General features: G+C 63.0%; 20 protein-coding genes. 11 read left to right on the top strand and 9 right to left on the bottom strand.

The annotated features are described in order from the left end of the window. Positions 1-199 precede the first annotated feature (199 nt). Entirely contained in the window at positions 200-994 is a 795-nt protein-coding gene (locus tag METAC_RS0117150) for an ETX/MTX2 family pore-forming toxin (protein WP_026607982.1), read from the top strand. A gap of 55 nt (positions 995-1,049) precedes the next feature. Here the strand turns inward: METAC_RS0117150 and pyk are convergent, their stop codons facing one another. Further along, the gene (pyk, locus tag METAC_RS0117145) at positions 1,050-2,486 is read right to left on the bottom strand and encodes a pyruvate kinase (RefSeq protein ID WP_026607981.1); all 1,437 of its coding nucleotides are present in this window, start codon (positions 2,484-2,486) and stop codon (positions 1,050-1,052) included. A gap of 20 nt (positions 2,487-2,506) precedes the next feature. Continuing rightward, positions 2,507-2,947 carry a DUF1036 domain-containing protein gene (locus tag METAC_RS0117140; protein ID WP_425338919.1) on the bottom strand — a complete coding sequence of 147 codons (441 nt, stop codon included), beginning with the start codon at positions 2,945-2,947 and terminating at the stop codon, positions 2,507-2,509. Positions 2,948-3,165: 218 nt separating this feature from the next. Between METAC_RS0117140 and METAC_RS24210 the strand changes: the two genes are divergently transcribed. The 8 genes from METAC_RS24210 (at position 3,166) to METAC_RS25925 (ending at position 11,535) form a co-directional block, all read left to right on the top strand. After that, positions 3,166-3,990 carry an N-formylglutamate amidohydrolase gene (locus tag METAC_RS24210; RefSeq protein WP_036256728.1) on the top strand — a complete coding sequence of 275 codons (825 nt, stop codon included), beginning with the start codon at positions 3,166-3,168 and terminating at the stop codon, positions 3,988-3,990. A 173-nt stretch (positions 3,991-4,163) separates the two neighbouring features. Further along, positions 4,164-4,418: a DUF2312 domain-containing protein gene (locus tag METAC_RS0117130; protein WP_026607979.1), complete on the top strand. Its 255-nt coding sequence runs from the start codon at positions 4,164-4,166 to the stop codon at positions 4,416-4,418. 34 nt (positions 4,419-4,452) lie between these two features. Next, positions 4,453-5,331, top strand: coding sequence for a hypothetical protein (locus METAC_RS0117125; protein ID WP_026607978.1), 879 nt, complete (start codon positions 4,453-4,455; stop codon positions 5,329-5,331). Positions 5,332-5,528: 197 nt separating this feature from the next. Beyond that, positions 5,529-6,629 carry an alkene reductase gene (locus METAC_RS0117120; RefSeq protein WP_026607977.1) on the top strand — a complete coding sequence of 367 codons (1,101 nt, stop codon included), beginning with the start codon at positions 5,529-5,531 and terminating at the stop codon, positions 6,627-6,629. A 116-nt stretch (positions 6,630-6,745) separates the two neighbouring features. After that, positions 6,746-8,842, top strand: a complete 2,097-nt coding sequence (gene tkt / locus METAC_RS0117115) for a transketolase (protein WP_026607976.1) — start codon at positions 6,746-6,748, stop codon at positions 8,840-8,842. Positions 8,843-8,849: 7 nt separating this feature from the next. Further along, complete coding sequence (gene gnd, locus METAC_RS0117110) at positions 8,850-9,833, top strand: phosphogluconate dehydrogenase (NAD(+)-dependent, decarboxylating) (protein WP_026607975.1); 984 nt, start codon at positions 8,850-8,852, stop codon at positions 9,831-9,833. 138 nt (positions 9,834-9,971) lie between these two features. After that, a complete protein-coding gene (pgl, locus tag METAC_RS0117105; RefSeq protein WP_026607974.1) occupies positions 9,972-10,706 on the top strand; it encodes a 6-phosphogluconolactonase in 735 nt (244 codons plus the stop codon). 535 nt (positions 10,707-11,241) lie between these two features. Beyond that, positions 11,242-11,535, top strand: a complete 294-nt coding sequence (locus tag METAC_RS25925) for a con-10 family general stress protein (protein WP_084143728.1) — start codon at positions 11,242-11,244, stop codon at positions 11,533-11,535. 207 nt (positions 11,536-11,742) lie between these two features. Here the strand turns inward: METAC_RS25925 and METAC_RS0117095 are convergent, their stop codons facing one another. The 3 genes from METAC_RS0117095 to METAC_RS24200 form a co-directional block, all read right to left on the bottom strand. Beyond that, positions 11,743-12,489 (bottom strand): YebC/PmpR family DNA-binding transcriptional regulator, encoded by a 747-nt coding sequence (locus METAC_RS0117095; protein ID WP_026607972.1) that lies wholly within the window; start codon positions 12,487-12,489, stop codon positions 11,743-11,745. Between the two features lie 314 nt (positions 12,490-12,803). Then, complete coding sequence (rpoH, locus tag METAC_RS0117090) at positions 12,804-13,712, bottom strand: RNA polymerase sigma factor RpoH (RefSeq protein ID WP_026607971.1); 909 nt, start codon at positions 13,710-13,712, stop codon at positions 12,804-12,806. Between the two features lie 447 nt (positions 13,713-14,159). Then, on the bottom strand, positions 14,160-15,227 hold the full coding sequence (locus tag METAC_RS24200; protein WP_245257510.1) for an RluA family pseudouridine synthase: 1,068 nt from the start codon (positions 15,225-15,227) through the stop codon (positions 14,160-14,162). Between the two features lie 219 nt (positions 15,228-15,446). Here METAC_RS24200 and METAC_RS24195 point away from each other — a divergent pair, with 219 nt between their 5' ends. Both METAC_RS24195 and METAC_RS25335 read left to right on the top strand, forming a co-directional pair. Next, positions 15,447-17,225, top strand: a complete 1,779-nt coding sequence (locus METAC_RS24195; protein WP_036256725.1) for a glucan ABC transporter ATP-binding protein/ permease — start codon at positions 15,447-15,449, stop codon at positions 17,223-17,225. A gap of 192 nt (positions 17,226-17,417) precedes the next feature. Beyond that, positions 17,418-18,089 (top strand): Rieske (2Fe-2S) protein, encoded by a 672-nt coding sequence (locus tag METAC_RS25335; RefSeq protein ID WP_084143726.1) that lies wholly within the window; start codon positions 17,418-17,420, stop codon positions 18,087-18,089. A gap of 34 nt (positions 18,090-18,123) precedes the next feature. Here METAC_RS25335 and METAC_RS0117060 read toward each other — a convergent pair whose 3' ends face one another. The 4 genes from METAC_RS0117060 to METAC_RS0117045 all read right to left on the bottom strand — a co-directional run bounded on the left by METAC_RS0117060 (position 18,124) and on the right by METAC_RS0117045 (position 23,286). Next, positions 18,124-19,431 carry an HlyC/CorC family transporter gene (locus tag METAC_RS0117060; protein ID WP_026607970.1) on the bottom strand — a complete coding sequence of 436 codons (1,308 nt, stop codon included), beginning with the start codon at positions 19,429-19,431 and terminating at the stop codon, positions 18,124-18,126. 4 nt (positions 19,432-19,435) lie between these two features. After that, positions 19,436-21,244 (bottom strand): 3-dehydroquinate synthase, encoded by a 1,809-nt coding sequence (aroB, locus tag METAC_RS25920; protein WP_084143724.1) that lies wholly within the window; start codon positions 21,242-21,244, stop codon positions 19,436-19,438. Positions 21,245-21,340: 96 nt separating this feature from the next. Next, positions 21,341-22,054, bottom strand: coding sequence for a hypothetical protein (locus METAC_RS25330; RefSeq protein WP_051335649.1), 714 nt, complete (start codon positions 22,052-22,054; stop codon positions 21,341-21,343). Positions 22,055-22,344: 290 nt separating this feature from the next. Continuing rightward, a complete protein-coding gene (locus tag METAC_RS0117045; RefSeq protein WP_026607968.1) occupies positions 22,345-23,286 on the bottom strand; it encodes a hypothetical protein in 942 nt (313 codons plus the stop codon). Between the last annotated feature and the right edge of the window lie 58 nt (positions 23,287-23,344).

Below are 23,344 nucleotides of genomic sequence, written 5' to 3'. Positions count from 1 at the left end.
AGTAAGACGCCCCGATTGTTGCTTCTTTTGCAGAGGCCGAGCGGGGCGCTTTCGCGAGCGACAAACAATAGGTCAAAGCGGGCGACAGTAGAGCCTCGCAACGTGGGAAATCCCACCTTCGGCCCGCAGGCAGACAGCTATCTCCTGATCGCGCCTTACGGCAATCTCGCCGGCAAGCGACAACATAGGAGATCGAAAAATGAACATCCAGGTTACGAAAGAAAATCTGACCCTTGGCGGCGAGCTCGACATCAACGCCGCGCTGCATGCCAAATTCCAGACTATAGACCAGGCCGCACTGGTCGATCGCATTACCGATTATCTGACCTCTATCGGCAAGATTCGAGACGCACAGCTCATCGCTGCGGTCGAGACGCAATCAACCGAATTCTATCAAAGAAGCTATGGCCTGCTGATCTCGGATTTCGCCTATGGCAATGCGACTCCGACCTTCAAAGATCTAGTGGCGCATGAGGAGACTTATGTGAACGCCTCGCCGGACGATCCGCTGGAAGCGACCTTTGCCTATGAATATTCCCGCCAGGACGGCCAGAGCTTCAAGTTCACCGAAGGTCTGAAGATCGGCACAAAGGTCGGCCTGAAGGCCAAGCTGCCCCTCATCGGCGAATCCAATGTTGAGATCAACGCTGAGGTCAGCTTCTCGGCCGAGCAGAGCTTTACGACCACCGAGACGTCGAGATGGAGCTTTTCCGAAAAGGTCACGGTGAAGCCTAACACCGCCGTTAAGGTCACGGGCTTCATTCAGATCGCCAAGCTCGACGCGCCCTTCACCTGTCATGTGAAGGTCCTCGACGGCGACATCCTCGTCGAAGTCAAGCTCAAGGGGGATCAGGGTTATACGAGCTGGGGCGTTCCAATCGTCGCAATGATGTCGGACGATGAGCGCAGTCTGACGCTCTCGGGAACGCTCACCGGCTCCGAAGCGGCCAAGATTTTCATCAAGGAGACGCCGGCGAGCGTCCCGGTTCTTTAGAAAATCGAAAGCGGCGCGGCTCCGCGCAGGCGAAGAAAAGTCGGCGCTGGGCCTTTTAACCCGCCCCCGCCTTCCCGTTGAGGAAGGCGATGCGGACCATATTGGTCGCGCCCGGCGTGCCAAAGGGGACGCCGGCGACGATGATGATCCGGTCGCCGGCCTTGGCGAAGCCTTCCCGCGCCGCGAATTCCTCGGCCCGCTCCGCCATGTCGTCGATGTCATGCGCGTCCTTGGTGACGACCGCATGCACGCCCCAGCTGATCGCGAGCCGCCCCGCCGTCTCGCGGTTCGGCGTCAGCGCGAGAATGGGCGCGAGCGGCCGCTCCCGCGCGATGCGGAACGCCGTCGAGCCCGAGGAGGTCCAGGCGACGATGGCCTTCAGATCCAGCGTCTCGGCCACATTGCGCGCCGCCACGGCTATGGCGTCGGCGCCGGTCGCCTCGGGAACGACGGCGCGCTGCGCATTGATGATGCCGCGGAAATAAGGGTCCTGCTCCACCTCCACGGCGATCTTGCTCATGGTCGAGACGGCCTCAGCCGGATATTGGCCGGCGGCGCTCTCGGCCGAGAGCATGACGGCGTCCGCGCCTTCGAACACGGCCGTCGCCACGTCCGACACTTCGGCGCGGGTCGGCACCGGCGCGGAGATCATGGATTCGAGCATTTGCGTCGCGACCACGACCGGCTTGCCGAGCCGACGGCAGGTGCGGTTGATGCGCTTTTGCAGGCCAGGCACTTTCTCGAGCGGCATCTCGACGCCGAGATCGCCGCGCGCGACCATCAGCCCGTCGGAAATCTCGACGATCTCGTCGAGCCGCGAGATCGCCTGCGGCTTCTCGATCTTGGACATCACCAGCGCCCGGCCGCGCGTGAGCTTCTTGACCTCGAGCACATCCTCCGGCCGCTGCACGAAGGAGACCGCGACCCAGTCAACGCCAGCCTCGAGGCCTGCCTCGAGATCGGCGCGGTCCTTGTCGGTGATGGCCGAAACCGGGATCTCCGTGTCGGGCAGGCTCACCCCTTTGCGGTTGGAGATCTCGCCCGCCACATCGACGATCGCCACCGCGCTGTCCGGCGTCGAGGCGATCACATGGAGGCGCACCTTGCCGTCGTCCACGAGCAGCGTATGGCCGGGCTCGAGTGCGCGCAAAATTTCCGGATGCGGCAGATAGACCCGGCTCTCGTCGCCGGGCTCGGGATTGCTGTCGAGGGTGAAGCGCGCGCCCTTCGCGAGCCGGACCACGCGATCGCGAAACGCGCCGATGCGCAGCTTCGGACCCTGAATATCAAGCAAAATGCCGATTGCGCGGCCGCATTCGGCCTCGAGCGCGCGAATCATTCGGACCTGCTCGCGCATCTGGTCGTGAGTCGCATGGCTCATGTTGATGCGAAACACATCCGCGCCAGCATGGAACAGGGTGGAAAGCATGCCCGGATTGGCCGAGGCCGGCCCCAGGGTCGCTATGATCTTGCATCGACGCAGACGCCGCATTGAAGCCTCGTTGCCTGAACTCAAGGGGTTGGTCGATTTTGCCCGGAATCGGTCAGTTGAACCGTCCAATTCTTCGCTTCCTTGCCGGTGTCGACCTCGAAGAACCCGGTCCGGTCGAATCCGCGCACGAAGCAATCCTCTCGCCCGAGAATGCGGAATTCACGATCGCGCGTGCACATGAAGGCTTTTCCCTTCCATTCGCCGCCGCGCTCGTCCATCGCGTAGACGTAATAGAATTCGGCGGCCAGGGGGCCGCGCACCAGCACTTCGCAGGCGCCTGCCTTCAGGTTCCACCAGCCTTCGCTGACCCAGGTCTCGCCATCCGTATAGGCGAGCGCGACGCTGGCCCGGCCGGTCGAATTGTTGCAGAGGCGAAAGTCCGCGCGCGCCGAGACCGTCGCGGCAAATAGGGCGGCGAGGGCGATGATGGGCGGGATAAAGGCTCGTCTTATCGCCGTCAAGATCGCGCTCGCCCGTCACTTCCCGAAAATCCGCCGCCTCGACGCCCCAACGCCGCCCCGGCGCGCGCACGATTGCCGTCTCTCGCGTCAATGCGCAAGCGAAACTTCCGCGCCGCGCCGAAGTCGAATTTTCGCGCGCCGAGAAAATAGTCTATCCATCCAATTTGTCGTTTTCCCGACCGTTCGCCCTCGCCTCGACCGCAATCCCGGAGCAAATCTTGGAGAGACCCCCGGCGGCTTCGCCACGTCCAGAGCCCCCGCACGATACGGTCGAGCAGATCGACGGACGGCTAGACGCCGGCGTCCTGCTGATCTGCGACCACGCGACCAATGCGATTCCAGCGTGTTATGGTGCGCTCGGCCTGCCGCCGAGCCAGCTCGAACGCCATATCGCCTATGACATAGGCGCAGCCTGGATCACCAGGCGCCTCGCCGAGTTCTTCGAGGCGCCGGCGATCCTCAGCCGTTTCTCGCGCCTCCTCATCGATCCCAATCGCGGCGCGGATGATCCGACATTGGTCATGCGCATTTCCGACGGAAATCTCATTCCGGGCAATGCGCGCATCGGCCAGACGGAAATCGAAAGGCGGCGCGATCTCTATTGGAGCCCCTACCGCGCCGCGATCGGCGCGCGGATCGAAGCCATGCTCGCGCTCGGCCCCGCGCCGGTCGTCTTGTCCATCCACACGTTCACGCCGTTCTGGCGGACGAAGGCGCGCCCCTGGGAGGTCGGCATTCTCTGGGACAGCGATCCGCGCCTGGCCCCGCCGCTGATCGCGGCGCTCGCAGAGGACGGGCTCGTCGTCGGCGACAATGAGCCCTACGACGGCGCCCTCGAAGGGGACACGTTCGACGAGGAGGTCACGCGGCGCGGCCTCGCCGGCGTCCTGATCGAGACGCGCCAAGATCTCGTCGCTAGCGAGGCCTCCGCCGCCGCTTTCGCCGACCGGCTGGCGAAGGTCTTGCGCCCGATCCTCGGGCGCCCGGAGCTTCATCGCATCGAATATCATAAGAGCCGGACCGGATGGGCCCCTCGCTTTTAATCGCCGGGCGTTCGCAGCGGGGAATACGGGGATTTCGGACGGCGAGGCTTGACGATCGCGCGCAGAGGCCGCATTGCGAGCCTCCCCTCGCATCCGCCCTCACCCGCGCATGCGGCAAATGTTTTTTCCGCAGCCCTGAGGGGCGCGGCGCCGATCAAAAAGGAAGCTCGTTCATGACGGCAGACATCGCCGAATCCGGCGTCGCGGCGCAAGAGCTGCAGCAGTTCGTCGAAAGAATCGAGAGGCTCGAGGAAGAGAAAAAGGCCATCTCGGACGATATTCGCGACGTCTATGCCGAGATGAAGGGCCGCGGCTTCGACGTCAAGGCGGTGCGCCAGATCATCAAGATCAGAAAGCAGGACCATTCGGAGCGCAAGGAGCTCGAAGCCATTCTCGAGCTTTATATGTCGGCCTTGAACATGACCTGACGCCCGCTAAAAGCCTGTTTGTTGGAATTGAACCGTGCAGTTTTTTCTGGGAAAACTTACTCTTCTACGCTGCGCCGCGGCGCTTCTTGAGCTGCTTCCGCTTTCTTTACCGGCCGCGGCCGCCAGCACACCAACAAAAGACAAGATCGAACTGTTCTATGACGCCGATCCGAAACTTTGCGGAACATTCGCGGCTGTCGTCAACCGTCTGCACAGACAGCATCCTAAAGCGATCTACCTGGGCGAGGTGCGCAATTCATTTTTCGATCATACCGGCTTCAGTCGGCCACCTTGGATCGATCATTCGGAGGAAGAAATTGAAGACTTCGGCGACCCCGCGCCATACGTGCCGATGTTTCGCGGGCAAGGGAGCGGTTATTGGTCGGGAGGGGCGTTTTTTCACGGCGATGTCGCAAATGACGGCCAGCAGAGACTTGTTTTCGTCGAGCACCGCGAAATAGGCCACCATGGCGACTATCAAGTGAGCATCTGGGTTTTTAAACCGGGAATGCATTATCGGCAAGTGAACGGTCCCGGCGCTCGCTTCGGTCGTCAAGTGGGCGACGAGATTGTGACAGGCATCGATCCGGATACCATCGATCTCCTGGTCGATTTTTCGGACCCTCAGCCACCTTACCCCTCCGTGCGCATTCCCAACCAACGGATCGGCTTTCTAGAAGAACCGGTCGTTTCTGACGGCGGCAAAAAGCTACTCGGGAGTTCGTTCATTGGCGAAATTGCGCAGGAAGTGTTTCTGTTTAACAAAAATACTTACTTTGCCGTCAGGACGCCGCTGTTTAATTACGGGCTGATATACCGCATTACGCATGAAATGACGGCTGAGATCGTCTGCATGACAACATACCAACGCATGCTAGACGAATTGAAGAAGACCTCTCGATTTTGGAAATAGCTTGAAGGTTTACATTAATGTCTTATGCAGCCCTTTAAGCCCGCGCGTTCAACATCTTTTGTTCGTATCTCCGATCGCGCCCGCGCTTAGCTATGTTAATCTCGCTCCCGAACGCCTCAGCATCAGCTAGGTATCCAGCCTGAGCGCAGGTCTAGCCAGCGGAGAGGCGCTCTGTCGAAAACTGGACGAGGCCTCATATGACTGCGGACGCCGCCATTCTCTTTTCGCCCTTCAAGCTCGGCGATCTTCAGGTGAAGAACCGGATCGTCATGGCGCCCCTGACCCGCATTCGGGCGACGCGGGGGACCGACGCGCCGAACGAGCTCAACGCGCTTTACTACCGCCAGCGCGCCTCTGCCGGCCTGATCATCAGCGAGGCGTCGCAGATTTCCCAGCAGGGACAAGGCTATATCTGGACGCCAGGCGTCTATAGCGAGGCCCAGGTCGAAGGCTGGCGGAAAGTGACCGACGCCGTCCATGAAGCCGGCGGCCTGATCTTCATCCAGCTTTGGCATGTCGGGCGCATTTCCCATACGTCGCTTCAGCCCGGCGGAGCGGCGCCGGTTGCGCCCACCGCCATAGCTGCAAAGACCAAGACCTTCATCGAGAGCGGCTTTGTCGACGTGTCCGAGCCGCGGGCCTTGGAACTCGAGGAAATCGCCGGAATCGTCGCCGATTACCGCAAGGCGGCGGAAAACGCCAAGCGCGCCGGCTTCGACGGCGTCGAGATCCATGGCGCGAACGGCTATTTGATCGACCAGTTCCTGAAGGACGGCGTGAATCGGCGGACCGACGCCTATGGCGGGCCGGTCGAGAACCGGGCTCGCTTCGCGCTCGAGGTCGTCGACGCCATCCTAGGCGTTTGGGACAAGGCTCGGGTCGGCATCCGACTGTCGCCGGTGAGTCCGGCCAATGACGCCTTGGACAGCGCGCCGGAAAAGATCTTCACCTATCTGGTCGAGCAGCTCAGCGCGCGCGGTCTCGGCTTTATTCATGTCGTGGAAGGCGCCACAGGCGGGCCGCGCGACATCGCGCCTTTCGACTTCGCTGCGCTGCGCAAAACATTCTCCGGCGCCTATATCGCGAATAATGGCTACACCCGCGATCTCGCCGTCGAGGTCTTGCGCGAGAACCGCGCCGATCTCGTCGCCTTCGGCAAGCTCTTCATCTCGAACCCGGATCTCGTCGAGCGATTGCGCCGCAATGCGCCCCTGACCGCTCCTCAGCCAGAAACCTTCTATGGCGGCGACGAGAAGGGCTACACGGATTATCCGACGCTCGAGGAAGCGGCGGAATAGGAAAGCGCGATCGCGGCCGCGAACTTATCGGGACCGTTGGCGTTCCTGAAACGAGAATGGGCTCGGCCCGGGTTTTCGCGTTTCGGGCCGGTCGGACGCCCAAAGGGAGGCGGGCCATGTCCAGCATCGAGGATCATGCCGCGCAGCCAGATTTAGCCGCGCGCGAGATGGACGCCCTTTGCGTCGATACGATCCGCACCCTTGCGATCGACGCCGTCGAAAAAGCCAATTCCGGCCATGCCGGAACGCCCATGGCCATGGCTCCCGTCGTCTATACGCTGTGGCAACGATTCCTGCGCTACGATCCGGCGCATCCCGCATGGCCGAACCGCGACCGGTTCGTACTGTCCTGCGGCCATGCCTCCATGCTGCTCTATGCGATGCTTCATCTCGCGGGCGTCGTCGACGATGAAGGCAGGCCCGCCGTCAGCTTGGACGACATCGAGAATTTCCGCCAGATCGGCAGCCGCACGCCCGGCCATCCGGAGCATGGCCTGACCGTCGGAGTCGAAGTGACGACGGGACCGCTCGGCCAGGGCTGCGGCAATAGCGTCGGCATGGCGATCGCGGGGCGCTGGCTCGCCGCCCGCTTCAACCGGCCGGACGCAGCGATTTTCGACTATGACGTTTACGCGCTTTGCAGCGACGGCGATCTCATGGAAGGCGTCGCGAGCGAAGCCGCCTCGCTCGCCGGCCATCTCGGGCTCGCCAATCTCTGCTGGATCTATGACAGCAATCACATCACCATCGAAGGCGCGACGTCGCTCGCCTTCAGCGAGGATGTCGGCAAGAGATTCGAGGCCTATGGCTGGCATGTCCACCATGTCGTCGACGCCAATAGCCAAGAGGCGACCGCCCAGGCGATCGAGGCGTTCAAGGCGACGATCGACCGTCCGACGCTGATCATCGTCCATTCGATCATCGGCTATGGCTCACCCCATAAGCAAAACACGGCGGCGGCCCATTCCGACGCGCTCGGCGCCGAGGAGGTCCGCCTGACCAAGCGGGCTTATGGCTGGCCAGAGAACGAGAGCTTCTTCGTCCCGAACGGTGTCTACGCCCATTTCCAAAATGGCGTCGGGAAGCGCGGTCGAGAGCTCCAGGCGGAATGGTCAAAGACTTTCGCCGCTTATCAGCAGGCGCATGACGAGAGCGGCCGCGAGATCGATTTGATCCTGCGGCGCCAATTGCCGGAAGGCTGGGACAGCGAGTTGCCGAGCTTCGCCCCGGATTCGAAAGGCATGGCGACGCGCGAGGCTTCCGGCCGGACCTTGAACGCCATCGCGCTGAATTATCCTTGGCTGCTCGGCGGGTCGGCCGATCTCGCGCCCTCCACCAAAACCAAGCTGGCCTTCGCTGGCGCGGGGACTATGGCGCTCGACGACCCAGGCGGCCGCAATTTTCATTTTGGCGTGCGCGAGCACGCCATGGGCGCCGTCATCAATGGCCTCGCCCTCTCGAATCTCCGTCCCTTCGGCGCGAGCTTCCTGGTCTTCTCGGACTATATGCGTCCATCCATTCGCCTCGCGGCCTTGATGGAGCTGCCGGTTTTTTATGTCTTCACCCATGATTCGATCGGCGTCGGCGAAGACGGGCCGACGCATCAGCCCATCGAGCATCTCGCCGGCTTGCGCGCCATTCCGGGCCTCATCACCTTGCGTCCAGCCGACGCCAATGAGACCGTCGAGGCCTACCGCGTCATCATGGGTTTGAAGAACCGGCCGGCGGCGCTGATCCTCACCCGACAGGCGCTCCCGATCCTCGATCGCGCGATCTATGCCCCCGCCCGGGGCCTCGCGCGCGGCGCCTATGTCCTGGCCGATTCGGCAGATCGCCGCCCGGAGGTCATTCTCATCGGCACCGGCAGCGAGGTTGCGCTCTGCGTCGCGGCCTTCGAGGCGCTGAAGCGCGAAGGGGTCGCCGCGCGGGTCGTGAGCATGCCATCCTGGGAGTTGTTCGAGGAACAGCCTCGCGCCTATCGCGACGAAATATTGCCGCCCGATATTGCCGCTCGGGTCGGAGTCGAACAGGCGGCGCCGCTCGGCTGGGACCGCTATATCGGCGCATCCGGAGAGTTGATCGCCATGCGAAGCTTTGGCGCCTCGGCCCCATACAAGGATCTTTTGGAAAAATTCGGTTTCACCGTCGAGAATCTGCTCCAAGCAGCGCGACGGCAAATTGGGGCGCAATCCGGCGCCAGCGCCGAGGGATGAGGTTCAAATGCAATTGGGCATGATCGGCCTTGGCCGGATGGGCGGCAACATGGCCCGCCGGCTTCATCGCGCGGGACATGAATGCGTCGTATTCAGCCAGCATGAAAAGACCGTCGCCGAATTCGTTTCCGAGGGCATGATCGGCGCCTCTGGGCTAGCCGATCTCGCGGCCAGGCTCAGGCCGCCGCGGGCGATCTGGCTCATGCTTCCGGCCGGCGCCGTGACCGAGGAGACGGTCGACGCTTTGGCTGGGCTCCTCTCCCAAGGCGATTGCGTGATCGACGGCGGCAATAGTTTCTTCAAGGACGACGTCAGACGGTCCAAGGCGCTCTCCGCTAAAGCTATCGCCTATCTCGACGTTGGCACCTCCGGCGGGATTTGGGGCCTCGAGCGCGGCTATTGCATGATGATCGGAGGACCAAAAGCCGAGGTCGAGCGGCTCGATCCGATCTTCAAGGCGCTGGCGCCCGGCCCCGGAACGATTGCCCACACGCCGGGGCGGGAGGGGCGCGATCCCCGCGCCGAGCAAGGCTATATTCACGCCGGTCCGGCCGGCGCCGGCCATTTCGTCAAGATGATCCATAATGGGATCGAATATGGCCTGATGCAGGCCTATGCGGAAGGATTCGACATTTTGCGCGGCAGAGCGAGCGCGCATTTGCCCGAGGCGGAGCGCTTTTCGCTCGATCTCGCCGACATCGCCGAGGTCTGGCGGCGCGGCAGCGTGATTTCCTCCTGGCTGCTCGATCTCAGCTCCATGGCCCTCGCCGAAGACGCCGCCCTCACGAAATTCGAAGGCGCCGTCGAGGATTCAGGCGAAGGCCGCTGGACTATCGAGGCGGCGATCGAGGAAGCCGCCCCCGCCAATGTGCTCGCGGCTGCGCTCTTCGCGCGATTCCGCTCGCGACAGGCCCACACGTTTGGCGAGAAGCTTCTTTCCGCCATGCGGTTCAAATTTGGCGGCCATGTCGAGCCGCCGAAGGAGAGTTGAGAAGCCGCCCTGTCTGGCGCCGAAATTGAACAGCGTCGCCGGACCCTCGATCCGGTGGAAGGCTGACGAGCATGAGCGTCGGGACGAGCGAACGCACCGCCATAGGGTTTAGAAGCCAGCTGCCGGAGCGCGCCTAGCATGACGCCGCAACCGGCCCTCGATATCGCAGATGATTCCGAAGATCTCGCCGACCGCGCCGCGATCTGGCTCGCCACCCGCGTCGCGCTCGCGCCCGCCCGCATCGCCATCTGCCTGTCGGGCGGCGCGACGCCGAAGCGGGTCTATGAAATGCTCGGCGGAGAGGATTTGCGCGCGCGCGTCGATTGGCGAAAGGTGCATCTGTTCTGGGGCGACGAGCGCTTCGTGCCCAAGGATCATGAGGACAGCAATTTTCGCATGGCATGGGAGGCCATGATCCGTCACGTCCCGATTCCCGACGGGCAGATCCATCCCATCCCGACCGACGCCGGCTCGCCCGAGGCGGCCGCCGCGCTCTATGATCAGACCTTGCGAAGCTTCTACGGCGCGGACACTCTGGATCCGCGACGGCCGCTCTTTGACGTGACGCTGCTCGGCCTCGGCGCCGACGGCCATATCGCGTCGCTTTTTCCAGGATCGCCGGTCCTCGACGAGCGCAAGGCTTGGGCGGTCCCGGTCATCGGCGCCAAGCCCGAGCCGCGAATCACGCTCACCTATCCAGCGCTGGAATCGAGCGGGACCATCTTGTTTCTAGTGTCGGGAGCGCAAAAACGGGAGGCGCTCGCCGGAGCCCGCGCAAGCGATCCGGCGTTGCCCGCCTCGCGCCTCGCCGCGTCGGGAATGATCCGCATCATCGCCGACCGAGACGCTACGGAAAAAACTCGATCGCCGTAATTTCCGTTTGATTCATGTCAAAAAGCGTTGCTTGCGTTCCAGCTAAGCTAAATACGGTGAGATAGGCAGGCGTCGCCGTTCGCCTCCGCGCGTGAACGGCTTGGATTCGCCCAGTTCCGCGATGCAAAATTTGTCGGAATGGCGCGCGCGGAGCGCCAGCAAAACGCGCTTCGATTCAGTAGATTATCGCAGTTGCTTCGATATTGTGCGGCGCCGAAGTCAACCTTCTGTAATCTCGTTCCGTCGTCAGCATCCATCCGACATTCTACAGGTTAGCATTGCCTTATGAGATCGAACACAATCGTGGATTGTTAGTTTTACGCCACATTTTGCGCGCCAGCGGATCAAAAATGATCCTTAGTTGCTTATTCTTGGCTATTGCCTTCCTGCAAAGGTCGCCCATTTAGAGTGAAGCGTATGCTGGAGCAAAGCGTAAACTGGCCCTGCGGTCACGCGATCTTGAAGAAAATCTTGAAACCTTTGGCGCGGCCAAACATTAATTTATTCAAGTCACCAATTCGAAGAGAGAAAAACGATGAACGCAACTGTTGAGAGCCCCAAGAAGACGACCTCCACCCGAGGATTCGCCTCTATGGACCCAGAAAAGCAGCGCGCTATCGCTCGTAAGGGAGGAGAGAGCGTCCCGCACGAAAAGCGCAGCTTTTCGCAAAACCCGAGCCTGGCCGCCGAGGCGGGTCGAAAGGGCGGGCAAAGCGTCAATCCGAACAAACGCAGTTTCTCCCGCAACCATGCGCTCGCATCGGAAGCTGGCCGTAAAGGCGGCCATGCCTCTCACGGCGGACCCCGCAAAACTCCGAGCGAAGGCTGAGGCTGGTCGATAAGTTCGGGACGGCAAACGCGGCGGCTGGACGCTGCCGCGTCCGTTTGCGTTGATATTTTCCGGCTTTTGACCCATGGCCTGCCCGGCGCCAGCACAATGCGGCGCGCGGCCAGCGTGGTTTTTTGGCGGGACGCTGCGATAATCTAATTGTCTAGAGCAAGGAGCTGCGGCTTTCCTTGCGACGCAAGAGCATCTCTATCCGCCGAGCTTCGCCATCAACGCGTCCGAAATCTCAAAATTCGCATAGACGTTCTGCACGTCGTCATTATCTTCGAGCGCTCCGACGAGACGGAGTATTTTCTCGCCGGCTTCGTCGTCGACGTTAATCGTATTTTGCGGCTTCCAGATCAGACTCGCCTTGCGCGGCTCGCCGAACTTAGCTTCGAGCGTTTGCGCCACCTCGCGCAAATTTTCCAGCGAGGTGATGACCTCGTGACCCTCTTCGCTCGAATGAACGTCGTCGGCGCCGGCCTCGATCGCGGCCTCCAGCATTGCATCCTCGGACGCGACCTTGGCCGGAAATTCAATGACGCCCACATGGTCGAACATGAAGGAGACAGCGCCCGTCTCGGCGAGCGCGCCGCCAGCCTTGGTGAAATAGGAGCGCACCTCGCCCGCGGTTCGGTTGCGATTGTCGGTCAAGGCCTCGATGATGACCGCGACGCCCCCCGGCGCATAGCCTTCGTAGCGCACTTCATCGTAAGTTTCGGCGTCGGCGCCGGAAGCTTTCTTGATCGCCCGCTCGATATTGTCTTTCGGCATATTCTCGGCGCGGGCCGCGAGCACCGCGGCGCGGAGCCTGGCGTTCATGTTCGGGTCGGGCAGGCCCATTTTCGCGGCGACGGTGATTTCTCTGGCGAGTTTGGAGAAGAGCTTGGAGCGGATCGCGTCCTGCTTGCCCTTCTTGTGCATGATGTTCTTGAATTGACTATGTCCCGCCATCCTCGCCCCGCCCTCGCCTTTTCCATCGCTTGCTGAGAACTCGCGCCGACGCGCCTTGCCAAGGACACTCTCGGCAGTGGCCGGGCGCGTTTGCGACTGCCTGATATAGGCTGGCGATTTCAGGAAATAAAGGCGGGGGCCAGCGCCCGCTGACCCGCCGCCGCGGCAGATCGAAAACTCGGCGGAGCCCGACGGCTCAAGAGCTTTTCGACCGAATGGGGCTCACGCGGCCGGAAAGCTATCCTTAAGCTTCAAAAGCTCGAGCGAGATCTTGGTCGATCTCGATGGATGGATCAACCCGATCGGCAGAGGCGTTAGGCCCCCGCCGCCGTCTCGGCGATCTGAGGCCGCCCATGGGCCTCGATTTTCGCCACGCCCGCTTTCACGGCGGACTGGACCTTTTCAAAGGCGCGGACCTCGATCTGGCGCACGCGCTCGCGGGAAATGTCGAACTCGTCGGACAGAGCCTCGAGCGTCATTGGATCATCCGCCAGCCGTCGGGCCTCGAAAATGCGCCGCTCGCGATCGTTCAACACGCTAAGCGCGCTGCGCAGCGCGCCGAGGCGATTGTCGCTTTCCTCCCGCTCGACCAGCAGGCGCTCCTGGCTGGACGAATCGTCGACGAGCCAGTCCTGCCATTCGCCCTCGCCCTCCTCGCGCAAAGGCGCGTTCAGCGAGGCGTCGCCCGACATGCGCCGGTTCATCTCGATGACGTCTTGCTCAGTTACGCCGAGCCGATGCGCGATCTTCTTGACGTGCTCGGGCCGCAAGTCGCCATCCTCGAGCGCCGAGATCTGGCTCTTGACTTTACGCAAGTTGAAGAAAAGCTTCTTCTGGCTCGCGGTCGTCCCCATCTTCACGAGCGACCAGGAGCGCAAAATATATTCTTGAATCGAGGCGCGGATCCACCACATGGCGTAGGTCGCAAGGCGAAATCCCTTCTCCGGCTCGAAGCGCTTAACGGCCTGCATCAAGCCGACGTTGCCCTCGGAGACGACTTCGCTGATCGGCAAGCCATAGCCGCGGTAACCCATGGCGATCTTCGCCACGAGCCTCAAATGCGACGTAACGAGCCGATGCGCGGCGTCCGGATCGGAATGCTCGCGCCACCGCTTGGCGAGCATATATTCCTCTTGCGGCTCCAGCATGGGAAACCGTCTGATTTCGTTCAAATAGCGCGCAAGTCCGCTCTCACCAGAAATCATCGGCAGCGCAGCAGTCATTGCAAGACCCTCCAAACGAACCCCCGAACGGCGGGCTCTAACGCGGCTGCTCCAAAGCCAGCCGCGCAATCAAGAAATATAGGGCGCCTCGACCATGGCCGAAAGAGGAGCGGGCCGGGCGGACAGATTACAAATTGGCAAGATTACCACAGGCTGGAGCGTGGCTTTGTTGAATAGGCGCGACGCTACGCATAGAGCGCCGGCTCGGCGCTCCCGCGGTGGAGGCACGCTCCCGGCGCAGCGATTCAGCCGAAGCGCATCACATAATAAAAGTAATGATGACAAAGATTTCATCTCTTTGAAACTCGCATGTTGACGCAGTTCAACCCCGATACGAGCGCCGCGTTCCATGCCGCGACGGAGACAGAGGATCTCGCGCCGAATCCAAGTCTCAGGAATGATGCGCGCGGTTTGCTTGCTGGGACATGAATGCAAACGGCAAATTGATCAGCGTCGACGCGTCGGAGTCCCGGAAGTCGACCGCGCCGCCGAATCCAGGCCCAGCGCCTCGCGCAGCTCGCGCAGATCCGGCGGGAGGACGCTCTCAAATTCGAGTGAGGCGCCGGTGACGGGATGCGGAAAGCCCAGCGCCGCGGCGTGCAGCGCCTGACGCCCGAGCGCGTCAAGGCGCGCGCGCGCGGCGGGTGAAAGTCGCGACGCCTTGGTCTTGAAGCCCTTCCCGTAGGTCTGGTCGCCGAGCAGAGGATGCCCGGCATGGGCCATATGAACGCGAATCTGATGCGTGCGTCCGGTTTCGAGCCGGCAGGCGATCAGGCTCGCCTCGCCGCCATAGCTCTCGACGAGGCGCCAATGCGTGACCGCGCGACGGCCGCGCGCGGCGGAGACGATCGCGATCTTTTCGCGCTCGACGGCGTGCCGGCCGAGCGGCGCGTCGATCACGCCCGAGACCCGCTCGGGGACGCCCCAAACAAAGGCGAGATATTCCCGCACCAGGCCCAAGCTCTTGCCATGGTCGGCGAAAAGCGCCGCGAGGCCCTGATGCGCTGCATCCGTCTTGGCGACGACCAAAAGCCCCGACGTATCCTTATCCAGCCGATGCACGATGCCCGGGCGGCGCACCCCCCCGATCCCCGACAGGCTCGCGCCGCAATGGGCGATCAGCGCATTGACGAGCGTCCCCGCCGGATGTCCCGCGGCCGGATGGACGACGAGCCCCGCCGGCTTGTCCACGACCAAGAGATGCGCGTCTTCATAGACGATCGAGAGCGGAATGTTCTCGCCCGAAGGGGCGGCGTCGATCACGGGCGGAATGTCGAGGGCGACGATCTGCCCCGCGCGCAGGGTGAAGCTCGCGTCCTTCACGACCCCGCCATCGATCGCGACCGCGCCCGCCTCGATCAGCGCTTTCAGCCTTGTGCGCGAAAACCCCGTCCCCTCCACCAGCGTCTCGGCTGCGAGAAAACGATCGAGCCGCTCGCCGCCGCGATCGGGCTGCACCGCGACAACGAAGCGTGTCGGGTCGTGCTCCGTTGCGGCGTCCATCGGCTGCACCATGCCAAGTCCTGCATCACGAGAAGTTTTGCCAAGAGACGTTTGCCGACGCTCGGCGGCCGCGCCCGATAGAGCCGCAGCTTGTGGGATGCCTCGCGCCTCTCGTCAACAAAGCTCGCCCGATTAACGCTCGCGGCCTCGCTTCAGACCCTCCATCCGGCTATAAGTTCAAGAATTATATACGCTTCCTTGCGCCTCGCCACGCGCGCCGTCGGACCCTTCATGTCGATCCTTTCCCTGTATATGCGCGTCCTCGGCCTGCTCGGCCGCGAGAAATACTTGGCGCTTGTTCTGGCGCTCGCCAATCTCGCTTTGGCGACTGCGCAATTCGCCGAGCCTGTTCTGTTTGGCCGCATCATCGACCGGCTCAGCGGCGCGCAAGGAGGCGGCCAGCCTCTCACCTACGGCGATCTCGCCCCGCTTCTCGCCGCCTGGGCTGGCTTCGCCCTCTTCTCCATCCCGGCCGGCGTGCTCGTCGCCCTTTACGCCGATCGCCTGGCGCATCGGCGACGCCTCGCCGTCACGGCGCTCTACTTCGAGCATGTGCTGCACCTTCCCTTAAGCTTTCACAGCCAAGTCCATTCCGGCCGCCTGCTCAAGATCATGCTCGAGGGCGCGGGCGGCATGTCCGGCCTCTGGCTGTCCTTTTTCCGCGAGAACTGCGCCTCGCTCGCGGCGTTGGTCATCCTGCTGCCTTTGTCTCTCGCCCTGAATTGGCGGCTCGCGGTCCTGTTGATCGCGCTTGTCGCCGTCTTCGGCGTCCTGACCAATTTCGTCCTGCGCCGCACCGAGGCGCTCCAGCAGACCGTCGAGCGCTATAACAGCTCCCTCGCCGAGCAGGCCTCGGACGCGCTCGGCAATGTGCCCGTGATCCAGAGCTTCACGCGCATCGATCTCGAAGCCAACGCCTTGCGCCGGATCATCGATCTGGTGCTTGCGGCGCAAATGCCGGTCCTGACCTGGTGGGCGATCGCCGGCGTCGGCGCCCGCGCCTCGGCGACATTGACCTTGCTCGCCATTTTCCTGCTCGGGACCTGGCTCAATCTGCATGGCCTCGCCACGGTCGGCGAGATCGTCATGTTCATGAATTTCGCCACCATGCTGATCGCGCGGCTCGAGCAGGTCGTCGGATTTTTCAACAGCCTGTTTATGCAGGCGCCTAAATTGAAGGATTTTTTCGACGTTCTCGATGCCGAGCCCCAGGTCGCCGACAGTCCCTTTGCGGTCGATCCGGGACGGCTCCAAGGCCGCGTCGCTTTCGACCACGTGACCTTCTCCTATGACGGCAGACGGCACGCCGTGTCGGATGTGAGTTTCGAGGCCGCACCGGGAGAAACCGTCGCGCTGGTCGGCGCGACGGGCTCGGGCAAATCGACGACGCTCGGGCTTCTGCATCGCGTCTTCGATCCGATCCACGGCCGCGTTCTGATCGACGGGTTCGACATTCGCGACCTCACCCTCGCGTCTCTGCGGCGCAATATCGGCGTCGTCTTCCAGGAGCCCATGCTCTTCGCCCGGTCGATCGAGGAAAATCTCCGGGTTGGCCGCCCGGACGCGTCGGCGGACGACATTCGCGCCGCGCTCGAATTGGCGCAGGCCGAAGCCTTCGTCGCCCGCCAGAGCGACGGACTCGCCACCATCGTCGGCGAGCGCGGCCGGGCTTTGTCGGGCGGCGAGCGCCAGCGCATCGCCATCGCCCGCGCGCTTCTGAAAAATCCCCCGATCCTGATTTTCGACGAGGCGACCTCGGCGCTCGACGCGGCCACCGAGCGCGAATTGCAGGCCGCGCTCGAAACCGCCACCAGAGGGCGAACCACTTTCGTCATCGCGCATCGGCTCGCGACCATTCGCGCCGCCGACCGCATCATCGTGTTCGATCATGGCGAGATCGTCGAAAATGGAACATTCAACGATCTCATCGCCAAGAACGGCCGCTTCGCCGATCTCGCCCGAGCGCAGTTCATGGTCGGCCCGTCGGCGTCGGCAAAGGAAGCGACCTGAGCCGACGCGCGAACCCTTGACGATTTCGTCGGCGCGGCTATTGCATGGATGTTTCAGCCCGGCCAATCCGGCCGGCCAAGAAACCCTCCGCGACCCAGCCCCGATCTCGATCGGACGCGTCGCGCAAGACGCGCCGATCAGCGGGCTGTCGTCCCGAGATGCTGTCGTCCTGAGATAAGGAGCAAAGACCCTATGTCAGATCAGACTGCCTCGACCGAGGCTGCCAACGCACAAACGACCGAAGAGGCGGCCTCGACTGCGCCGGAACGCGGCGGCTGCGCTGGAGCGCGCGCCGCGGCGGAAAAAGGAATACGCGGCGTATTCGTGATGCGCGCAGTTCCTCCGCCCAAGATCGAGCCGCCGCCGCCGGTCGCCGCCGAGCCCTCCCCTCCGAGCGGCGAGCTTTACGGCATTTGCAACAAGCGGGAGATTCGCGACCGCATGGGCAAGAGCTTCCCGCTCATGCGCCGCTGGACCGACGGCAAGCTCAGGCCCTGGGACATTTTCATCGCCAGGTTCGGCAAGGAATATCACGCCTATGTCAATGAATGCCCGCATCAGCACGTGCGGCTCGACTGGGAGAAGAACAATTTCTTCGAGCCGAATTATTTGAAAGTGCTCATGTGCGGCAAGCACGGCTCGCAATTTGATCCCGAGACCGGAGTTTGCATCGAGGGCCCCTGTAAGGGCGCTCGGCTCGAAAAGATCGTCTGCTTCGTCGACGGCGACGACGATGTGGTCCTAGCTGGAGTGAATATCGATCTGGAGGCGCAAATCGGGCCCGCGCTCGGCGATCCGAACGTCGACGAGGTGCTCGAGAACGACGGCTTCAAGCTGCAATCGACCAAGCGCGAGTTCTTGTAGTCGAAGCCGATCGCGAAGCGCGCGGCGCAAAGCGTCAATGCGCCGCCGCCTGCGACCCGATGGGCAGAATGCGCAACAAGGTGATCCGATTCTTGGTCTTGCGTAGAACCTCGAAGCGGAACTTGTGAAAGGTGAACACCTGGCCCGACTCGGGAATGGCGCGGGCCTCATGGATGACCAGGCCCGCGACCGTCGTCGCCTCTTCGTCGGGCAGGCTCCAAGCCATGACTCGGTTGAGGTCGCGGATCGGCACCGAGCCCTCGACGATCACCGAACCGTCGGCCTGTATGCGGACGCCATGGACGACGAGGTCATGCTCATCTGAAATGTCGCCGACGATTTCCTCGAGAATATCCTCGAGCGTGACGAGACCCATGACCACGCCATATTCATCGACGACCAAGGCGACATGGGTCTTGCGCTTCAAGAAAGCTTGCAGCTGATCCTGGACCGGAGTCGTGTCGGGCACGAACCAGGGTTTCAGCGCGATGGCTTCGGCCTCGAAATGAGCGAGGTCGCCGCCCGAGGCGTCGATCGCGCGCAAAAGATCCTTCGCGTGCAGAACGCCGATTATATTGTCCGGCTCGCCGCGCCAGATCGGCAGCCTTGAATAGGGCGCGGAGACGACCTCGCGGATCAATTCGCGCGGCTCGAGGTCGGCGTTGAGCGTGACCATTTTGGTCCTATGCACCATCACGTCGGACACCTCGAGCTCACGCAAGTCGAGCAGACCGCCGAACATGTCGCGGTCGGTGCGGGCGACGCCGCCTTCGCGATGCAGGAGATCAACTGTGCTTTTCAGTTCCTCGTGCCCGGACAGCAAGGGATGCCGGCGGGTGGTGTCGACGCCGAAGAGGCGCAAAAATCCGCGCACCAGCGCTTCAACCGCGACAAGGATCGGCCCGAAGATGGCGACGAAAACCGACACGGTCCGCGCCAACAGCAGCGAGACGCGATCGGGATAATTGATCGCCACCGTCTTCGGCATCACCTCGGCGAAGACGAGCAGCAAGACGGTCATGATGCCGGTGGCGTAGATCGCGCCGCGCGCGCCGACCAGGGCCTCAAGAACGCTCGTCGCAAAGGCCGAAGAGCCGATATTGACCAGCGTGCTTCCGAGAAGCGTCGCACCGATGAATCGGTCGCGCCGCGAGAGAAGTCGGTTGACCAACGCCGCGCGGCGATCACCGCCTCGCTCCAGAGCGTGCATGCGGGCGCGGGAGGCGGCAGTGAACGCCGTCTCCGATGCGGCGAAAAAAGCCGCGAGCGCGACGCATAAAACGATGACCACGCCGTCGAACCAAAGATCGACCGGGAAGGCCTCGGCGCTCGTGCCTGGCATGGCCCTATAGTCCCGCGCTCAATTCATCTTGCAGGAAGCCGCGGATCTCGTCGGCTTCGACATTTTTGGCGATGAAGCACGCGCCGATTCCGCGCGCGAGGATGAAGGTCAGGCATCCGCGCTCGACCTTCTTATCTTGCCGCATCGCCTCGACGATCTCCCCGGCGTGGATTGCGAGTCCGGCAATATCGCCGATCCGCGTCGGCAAGCCGACCTCCCTCAAATGCATCTCGACGCGCTTTTGTTCGCCTAGGGCGCAAAGGCCTGTCCGCACAGAAAAGCGGTAAGCCAAAGCCATGCCAATGGCCACGGCTTCGCCATGGACGAGCCGCCCGCCGTCATAGCGCGCCACGCGCTCGAGCGCGTGGCCGAAGGTGTGGCCGAGATTGAGAAGCGCCCGGTCGCCCTGCTCGGTCTCATCGCGGCCGACGATCGCGGCCTTGGCCTTGCAACTCATGGCGATCGCATGGACCCGCGCGTCGCCGCCGGCGAACACGGCCCGCCAATTGGCCTCGAGCCAGCCGAAAAACGCCCGGTCGCCGATCAATCCATATTTGACCACCTCGGCGTAGCCGGCGCGAAATTCGCGCGGCGGCAAAGTTTCGAGCACTTTGGTGTCGGCGAGGACAAGCGAAGGCTGGTGGAAGGCGCCAATCAGATTCTTGCCATGCTTGGAATTAACGCCTGTCTTGCCCCCGACGGAGGAATCGACCTGAGACAGAAGCGTCGTCGGAATCTGAACGAAGCGCATTCCGCGCCGAAGCGTCGCAGCCGCGAAGCCTGCGAGATCGCCGACAACGCCGCCCCCGAAGGCGATGACGAGATCGCCGCGCTCCAGCTTGGCTGCGATCAGGGAGTCGCAGAGCTCGGCGTAGACGCCAAGCGATTTCGAGCTTTCGCCGGCGGCGACCACGATATTCGAATGCCGAATTCCCGCCGCGTCCAGCGATCTTTCAAGGTCAGCGAGATGAAGCCGCGCCACATTCGCGTCGGTGACGATCGCGCAGGCCGCGCCCGGGGCGAGCGCCGCGATGCGGCTGCCGGCGTCCTCTAGCAGGCCGTCGCCAATCAGGATTTCATAGGCCCGGGCGCCGAGATTCACCTCGACCCGGGCGGGCCCTTCCAGCTCTTCGCAGTCCGCGCCAGCGCCCTGAGCGCAGCCGTCAACGCCGTTCGACGGCTCGAGGCTCGCCAGCACGGGCGGTTCGGGCGAAAATCTGAGGAAGAATTCAAGGCCGGAAATAATTTCCTCGACCGTCGCCTCATGCGGCCCTTCACGCGACACAACCGTGATATCCGCCCGCGCGTAGACGGGATAGCGCTCCTCCAAAAGGGCGCGCAAGGTCTTCTCGGGATCGTCGCTCTGCAGAAGCGGCCGATGCGACCGCTTGCGCACGCGCCGCCAAAGGACATCCGGCTCCGCTTTGAGCCAGACCGAGACGCCTCGCGCGGAAATCCGCGCCCTTGTCTCTACGTTGAGGAAAGCGCCGCCGCCAGTCGCAATGACGCGCGGACCCGAGTCGAGAAGCCGCGCCATGACCCGCCGCTCGCCGTCGCGGAAATAAGGCTCGCCGTGTCGGGCGAAAATATCCGCGATGGACATTCCGGCCGCGGCCTCGATCTCGGCGTCGGCGTCGACGAAGCCGAGCCCGAGACGGTGGGCGAGGCGCCGGCCGGTAGAGGTCTTGCCCGAGCCCATGAGGCCGACCAGAACGATGGAGCGGTCCCCGAGCGCCGCCGTCAGCGATGCGATCCGACGATTGCGAGCCGGCTCCGCCTCGCCAAAGGGCGCCGTTTCAATGCTATTGTTCATTTTCAAATCATAGCATGGCGGCGCGTGCGAATTAAATGGGGGCGCGTCGCTCGGAAGGCGCCATTTCGGCGCGCCGTCTTTGAGCTCGTCGAGAGCTCAACGCGCCGCGATCCAGGCCGCAAGAGCCTTCCAGGCGCACCAGCCCCCGATCGCGAGCAGCATGAAAAAAGCCGCCGAGCCGAAAACCTCGATCAGGAAAGAAAGAATCGTTGCGACCGTTCGAGACAGGGCAACCTCTTCCCGGCACGGGCGCCATCGCCCCAAGCCCCGCCCGGCGCCGGTGGAGACGGCGGCCACATCCGGCGTCGCCCGCCTCCTCCGAACGCTCGGCGCGAGGCCTTCGTCCGAGACCAGCGCCTTTTCCCTTTCGATCAAGCGGTGGGCCATATAATCGGCGACCGCATTAACGATCTCGCCGATGCTCGCGCTCTCCACCAAGGCGACGCGGCCATGCCGCGCGTCCTGCACGAGGCGATAGGTGCGCCGATCCGGCGCGATCTCGACAAAGCCGATCACGTCGATGAACAGACGCGGATGCGCGCCCGGCGCGATCGCCACATCGAACAAGTCGACATGAGGTGGGACTTCGGCGAGGAGAGGCTCCAGCGCGTCCTCGAGCATTTCGAGCCGCGCCAATTCCACATAGCGCAATTCGGCGACGGCCTGCGATCTCTCCGCCGCATCGAGCCGCGCCCGACGCAAAGCGCGCGCAAGAGACGAAGCCTCGTTTCTCTCTCGGTCGTCGCGGGCCCCGCGCTCGGCGTCTCGCGAAGCGGCCGCCGCCCCTGGACCGCGCTTCGGGTCCTCCAAGGCGATTCTCCTCCCAATCGGCGCGCGCCGCTAACGAATCATGGTCATTGGCATTTCACACCAGTTGGTTAATTTTGGTTCTCATTCTGGAAAATTCGATCAGAATTGATCGCATCATCCACCCTGACCGGTCAGCGAATCGACGCGTCGCGGGTCTCGCCAAGAGATGGAGCCGAGCGGCGCGGGCTGCGTCGCGGACGGCTCTTTCCGCCGGTCGAGGACGCCCCGAATCATGCGGACTGGAGAGGGGCGGCCGGAGCTGACCGAAGCGCCGACGAGAGGCGGAGACGCTATTTGAAAAGGTCGCTCTTGCCTTGGGCGAAAGCGTCGAGGAAGCGCCGGGCCCTGGATCTATCCGCCCTGGAGGCGCTCGACATCACAAGCTCGACCGCCCGCATCTCCAGCGTGTTGAAATCGATGATCTTGGACCAGCGTCGGACAGCCACGATTTCATCGCCGGCGTCGCCGCTCTCCAAAGCCAATTCCAGCACAAAGCCGAGGGTTCTCGGATCCTGCATGCTCCGCTTCACGAAGAGATAGGCTTCCTGCTCTTGTCCCGACGTAAACCAGAACCAGAGAATCGATGAGGGCGCACATTGCGTCCAAATCCCTCCCGTATTCGCCAAGCGCGCAATGCGCGCGAAAAGCCCGCTTCGCGCAGCCTCAATGTAAGACGCAAAAAAGGACGCCGCCAAACTCCGCTCAGAACCCGCGCCCTGCGACTCCAAGCCAATCGCCGGCGTGGCGCCCGAGCGATCCAAATCAAATTCGCTGCGATCGATCCGACAAAGCAAAGCGCAAAGAAGCGAGATGTCGGCAAGCGACGGGATGACAGAAACGAGGAGCGCCCCCCGCTCTTCGCGGGCCAAAGGCAGAAACGCCCCGATCAGCAAGGCGCAGAGGCGCGTCTCTGCGGAAGAGATCGCAAAACTTGTCGTGGCCGCGCCGTGCGGGCGGAGGTAATTCGGGCTCGCGTCGCAGACGGCGGCAAGCCATTCCGGCGTGAGGAGGACCTTTTCAGCGAACGCCGCTTCCAGCGCTTCGAGGACCCGGCCGCGGGCGTCCTCGTCCTCGGCGGAGGCAATTTCTTCTCCGAGCAACTGCGCCTCGATGGTCTCAAAGGCCCGCCGCGGCGTCTCAGACGCGAAAATCGCGTCAATGTCGACGCGTCGCAAATTGGCGCCCATGAACTCGGCCCGAAAGAGGAAACGGCGAAGCCGCGCACGGGACATCGGTCCGCGCGGCACGCTCCACGCAGGATAATGTGCAATCGGCGTGCCCAGGCCGCCA

Origin of the sequence: Methylocapsa acidiphila B2 (assembly GCF_000427445.1) — a bacterium.
GTDB classification, from domain to species: Bacteria; Pseudomonadota; Alphaproteobacteria; order Rhizobiales; family Beijerinckiaceae; genus Methylocapsa; species Methylocapsa acidiphila.
The sequence above is the reverse complement of the archived record's forward strand: the minus strand, read 5'-3'. Positions and strand labels throughout refer to the sequence as shown.

Excerpts from the sequence above, each read along its gene's own strand:
- METAC_RS0117150 (WP_026607982.1), top strand. The coding sequence starts at position 200 with ATGAACATCCAGGTTACGAAAGAAAATCTGACCCTTGGCGGCGAGCTC.
- pyk (WP_026607981.1), bottom strand. The coding sequence starts at position 2,486 with ATGCGGCGTCTGCGTCGATGCAAGATCATAGCGACCCTGGGGCCGGCC.
- METAC_RS0117130 (WP_026607979.1), top strand. The coding sequence starts at position 4,164 with ATGACGGCAGACATCGCCGAATCCGGCGTCGCGGCGCAAGAGCTGCAG.
- METAC_RS0117120 (WP_026607977.1), top strand. The coding sequence starts at position 5,529 with ATGACTGCGGACGCCGCCATTCTCTTTTCGCCCTTCAAGCTCGGCGAT.
- tkt (WP_026607976.1), top strand. The coding sequence starts at position 6,746 with ATGTCCAGCATCGAGGATCATGCCGCGCAGCCAGATTTAGCCGCGCGC.
- gnd (WP_026607975.1), top strand. The coding sequence starts at position 8,850 with ATGCAATTGGGCATGATCGGCCTTGGCCGGATGGGCGGCAACATGGCC.
- pgl (WP_026607974.1), top strand. The coding sequence starts at position 9,972 with ATGACGCCGCAACCGGCCCTCGATATCGCAGATGATTCCGAAGATCTC.
- METAC_RS25925 (WP_084143728.1), top strand. The coding sequence starts at position 11,242 with ATGAACGCAACTGTTGAGAGCCCCAAGAAGACGACCTCCACCCGAGGA.
- METAC_RS0117095 (WP_026607972.1), bottom strand. The coding sequence starts at position 12,489 with ATGGCGGGACATAGTCAATTCAAGAACATCATGCACAAGAAGGGCAAG.
- rpoH (WP_026607971.1), bottom strand. The coding sequence starts at position 13,712 with ATGACTGCTGCGCTGCCGATGATTTCTGGTGAGAGCGGACTTGCGCGC.
- METAC_RS24200 (WP_245257510.1), bottom strand. The coding sequence starts at position 15,227 with ATGGTGCAGCCGATGGACGCCGCAACGGAGCACGACCCGACACGCTTC.
- METAC_RS24195 (WP_036256725.1), top strand. The coding sequence starts at position 15,447 with ATGTCGATCCTTTCCCTGTATATGCGCGTCCTCGGCCTGCTCGGCCGC.
- METAC_RS25335 (WP_084143726.1), top strand. The coding sequence starts at position 17,418 with ATGTCAGATCAGACTGCCTCGACCGAGGCTGCCAACGCACAAACGACC.
- METAC_RS0117060 (WP_026607970.1), bottom strand. The coding sequence starts at position 19,431 with ATGCCAGGCACGAGCGCCGAGGCCTTCCCGGTCGATCTTTGGTTCGAC.
- aroB (WP_084143724.1), bottom strand. The coding sequence starts at position 21,244 with ATGAACAATAGCATTGAAACGGCGCCCTTTGGCGAGGCGGAGCCGGCT.
- METAC_RS0117045 (WP_026607968.1), bottom strand. The coding sequence starts at position 23,286 with ATGTCCCGTGCGCGGCTTCGCCGTTTCCTCTTTCGGGCCGAGTTCATG.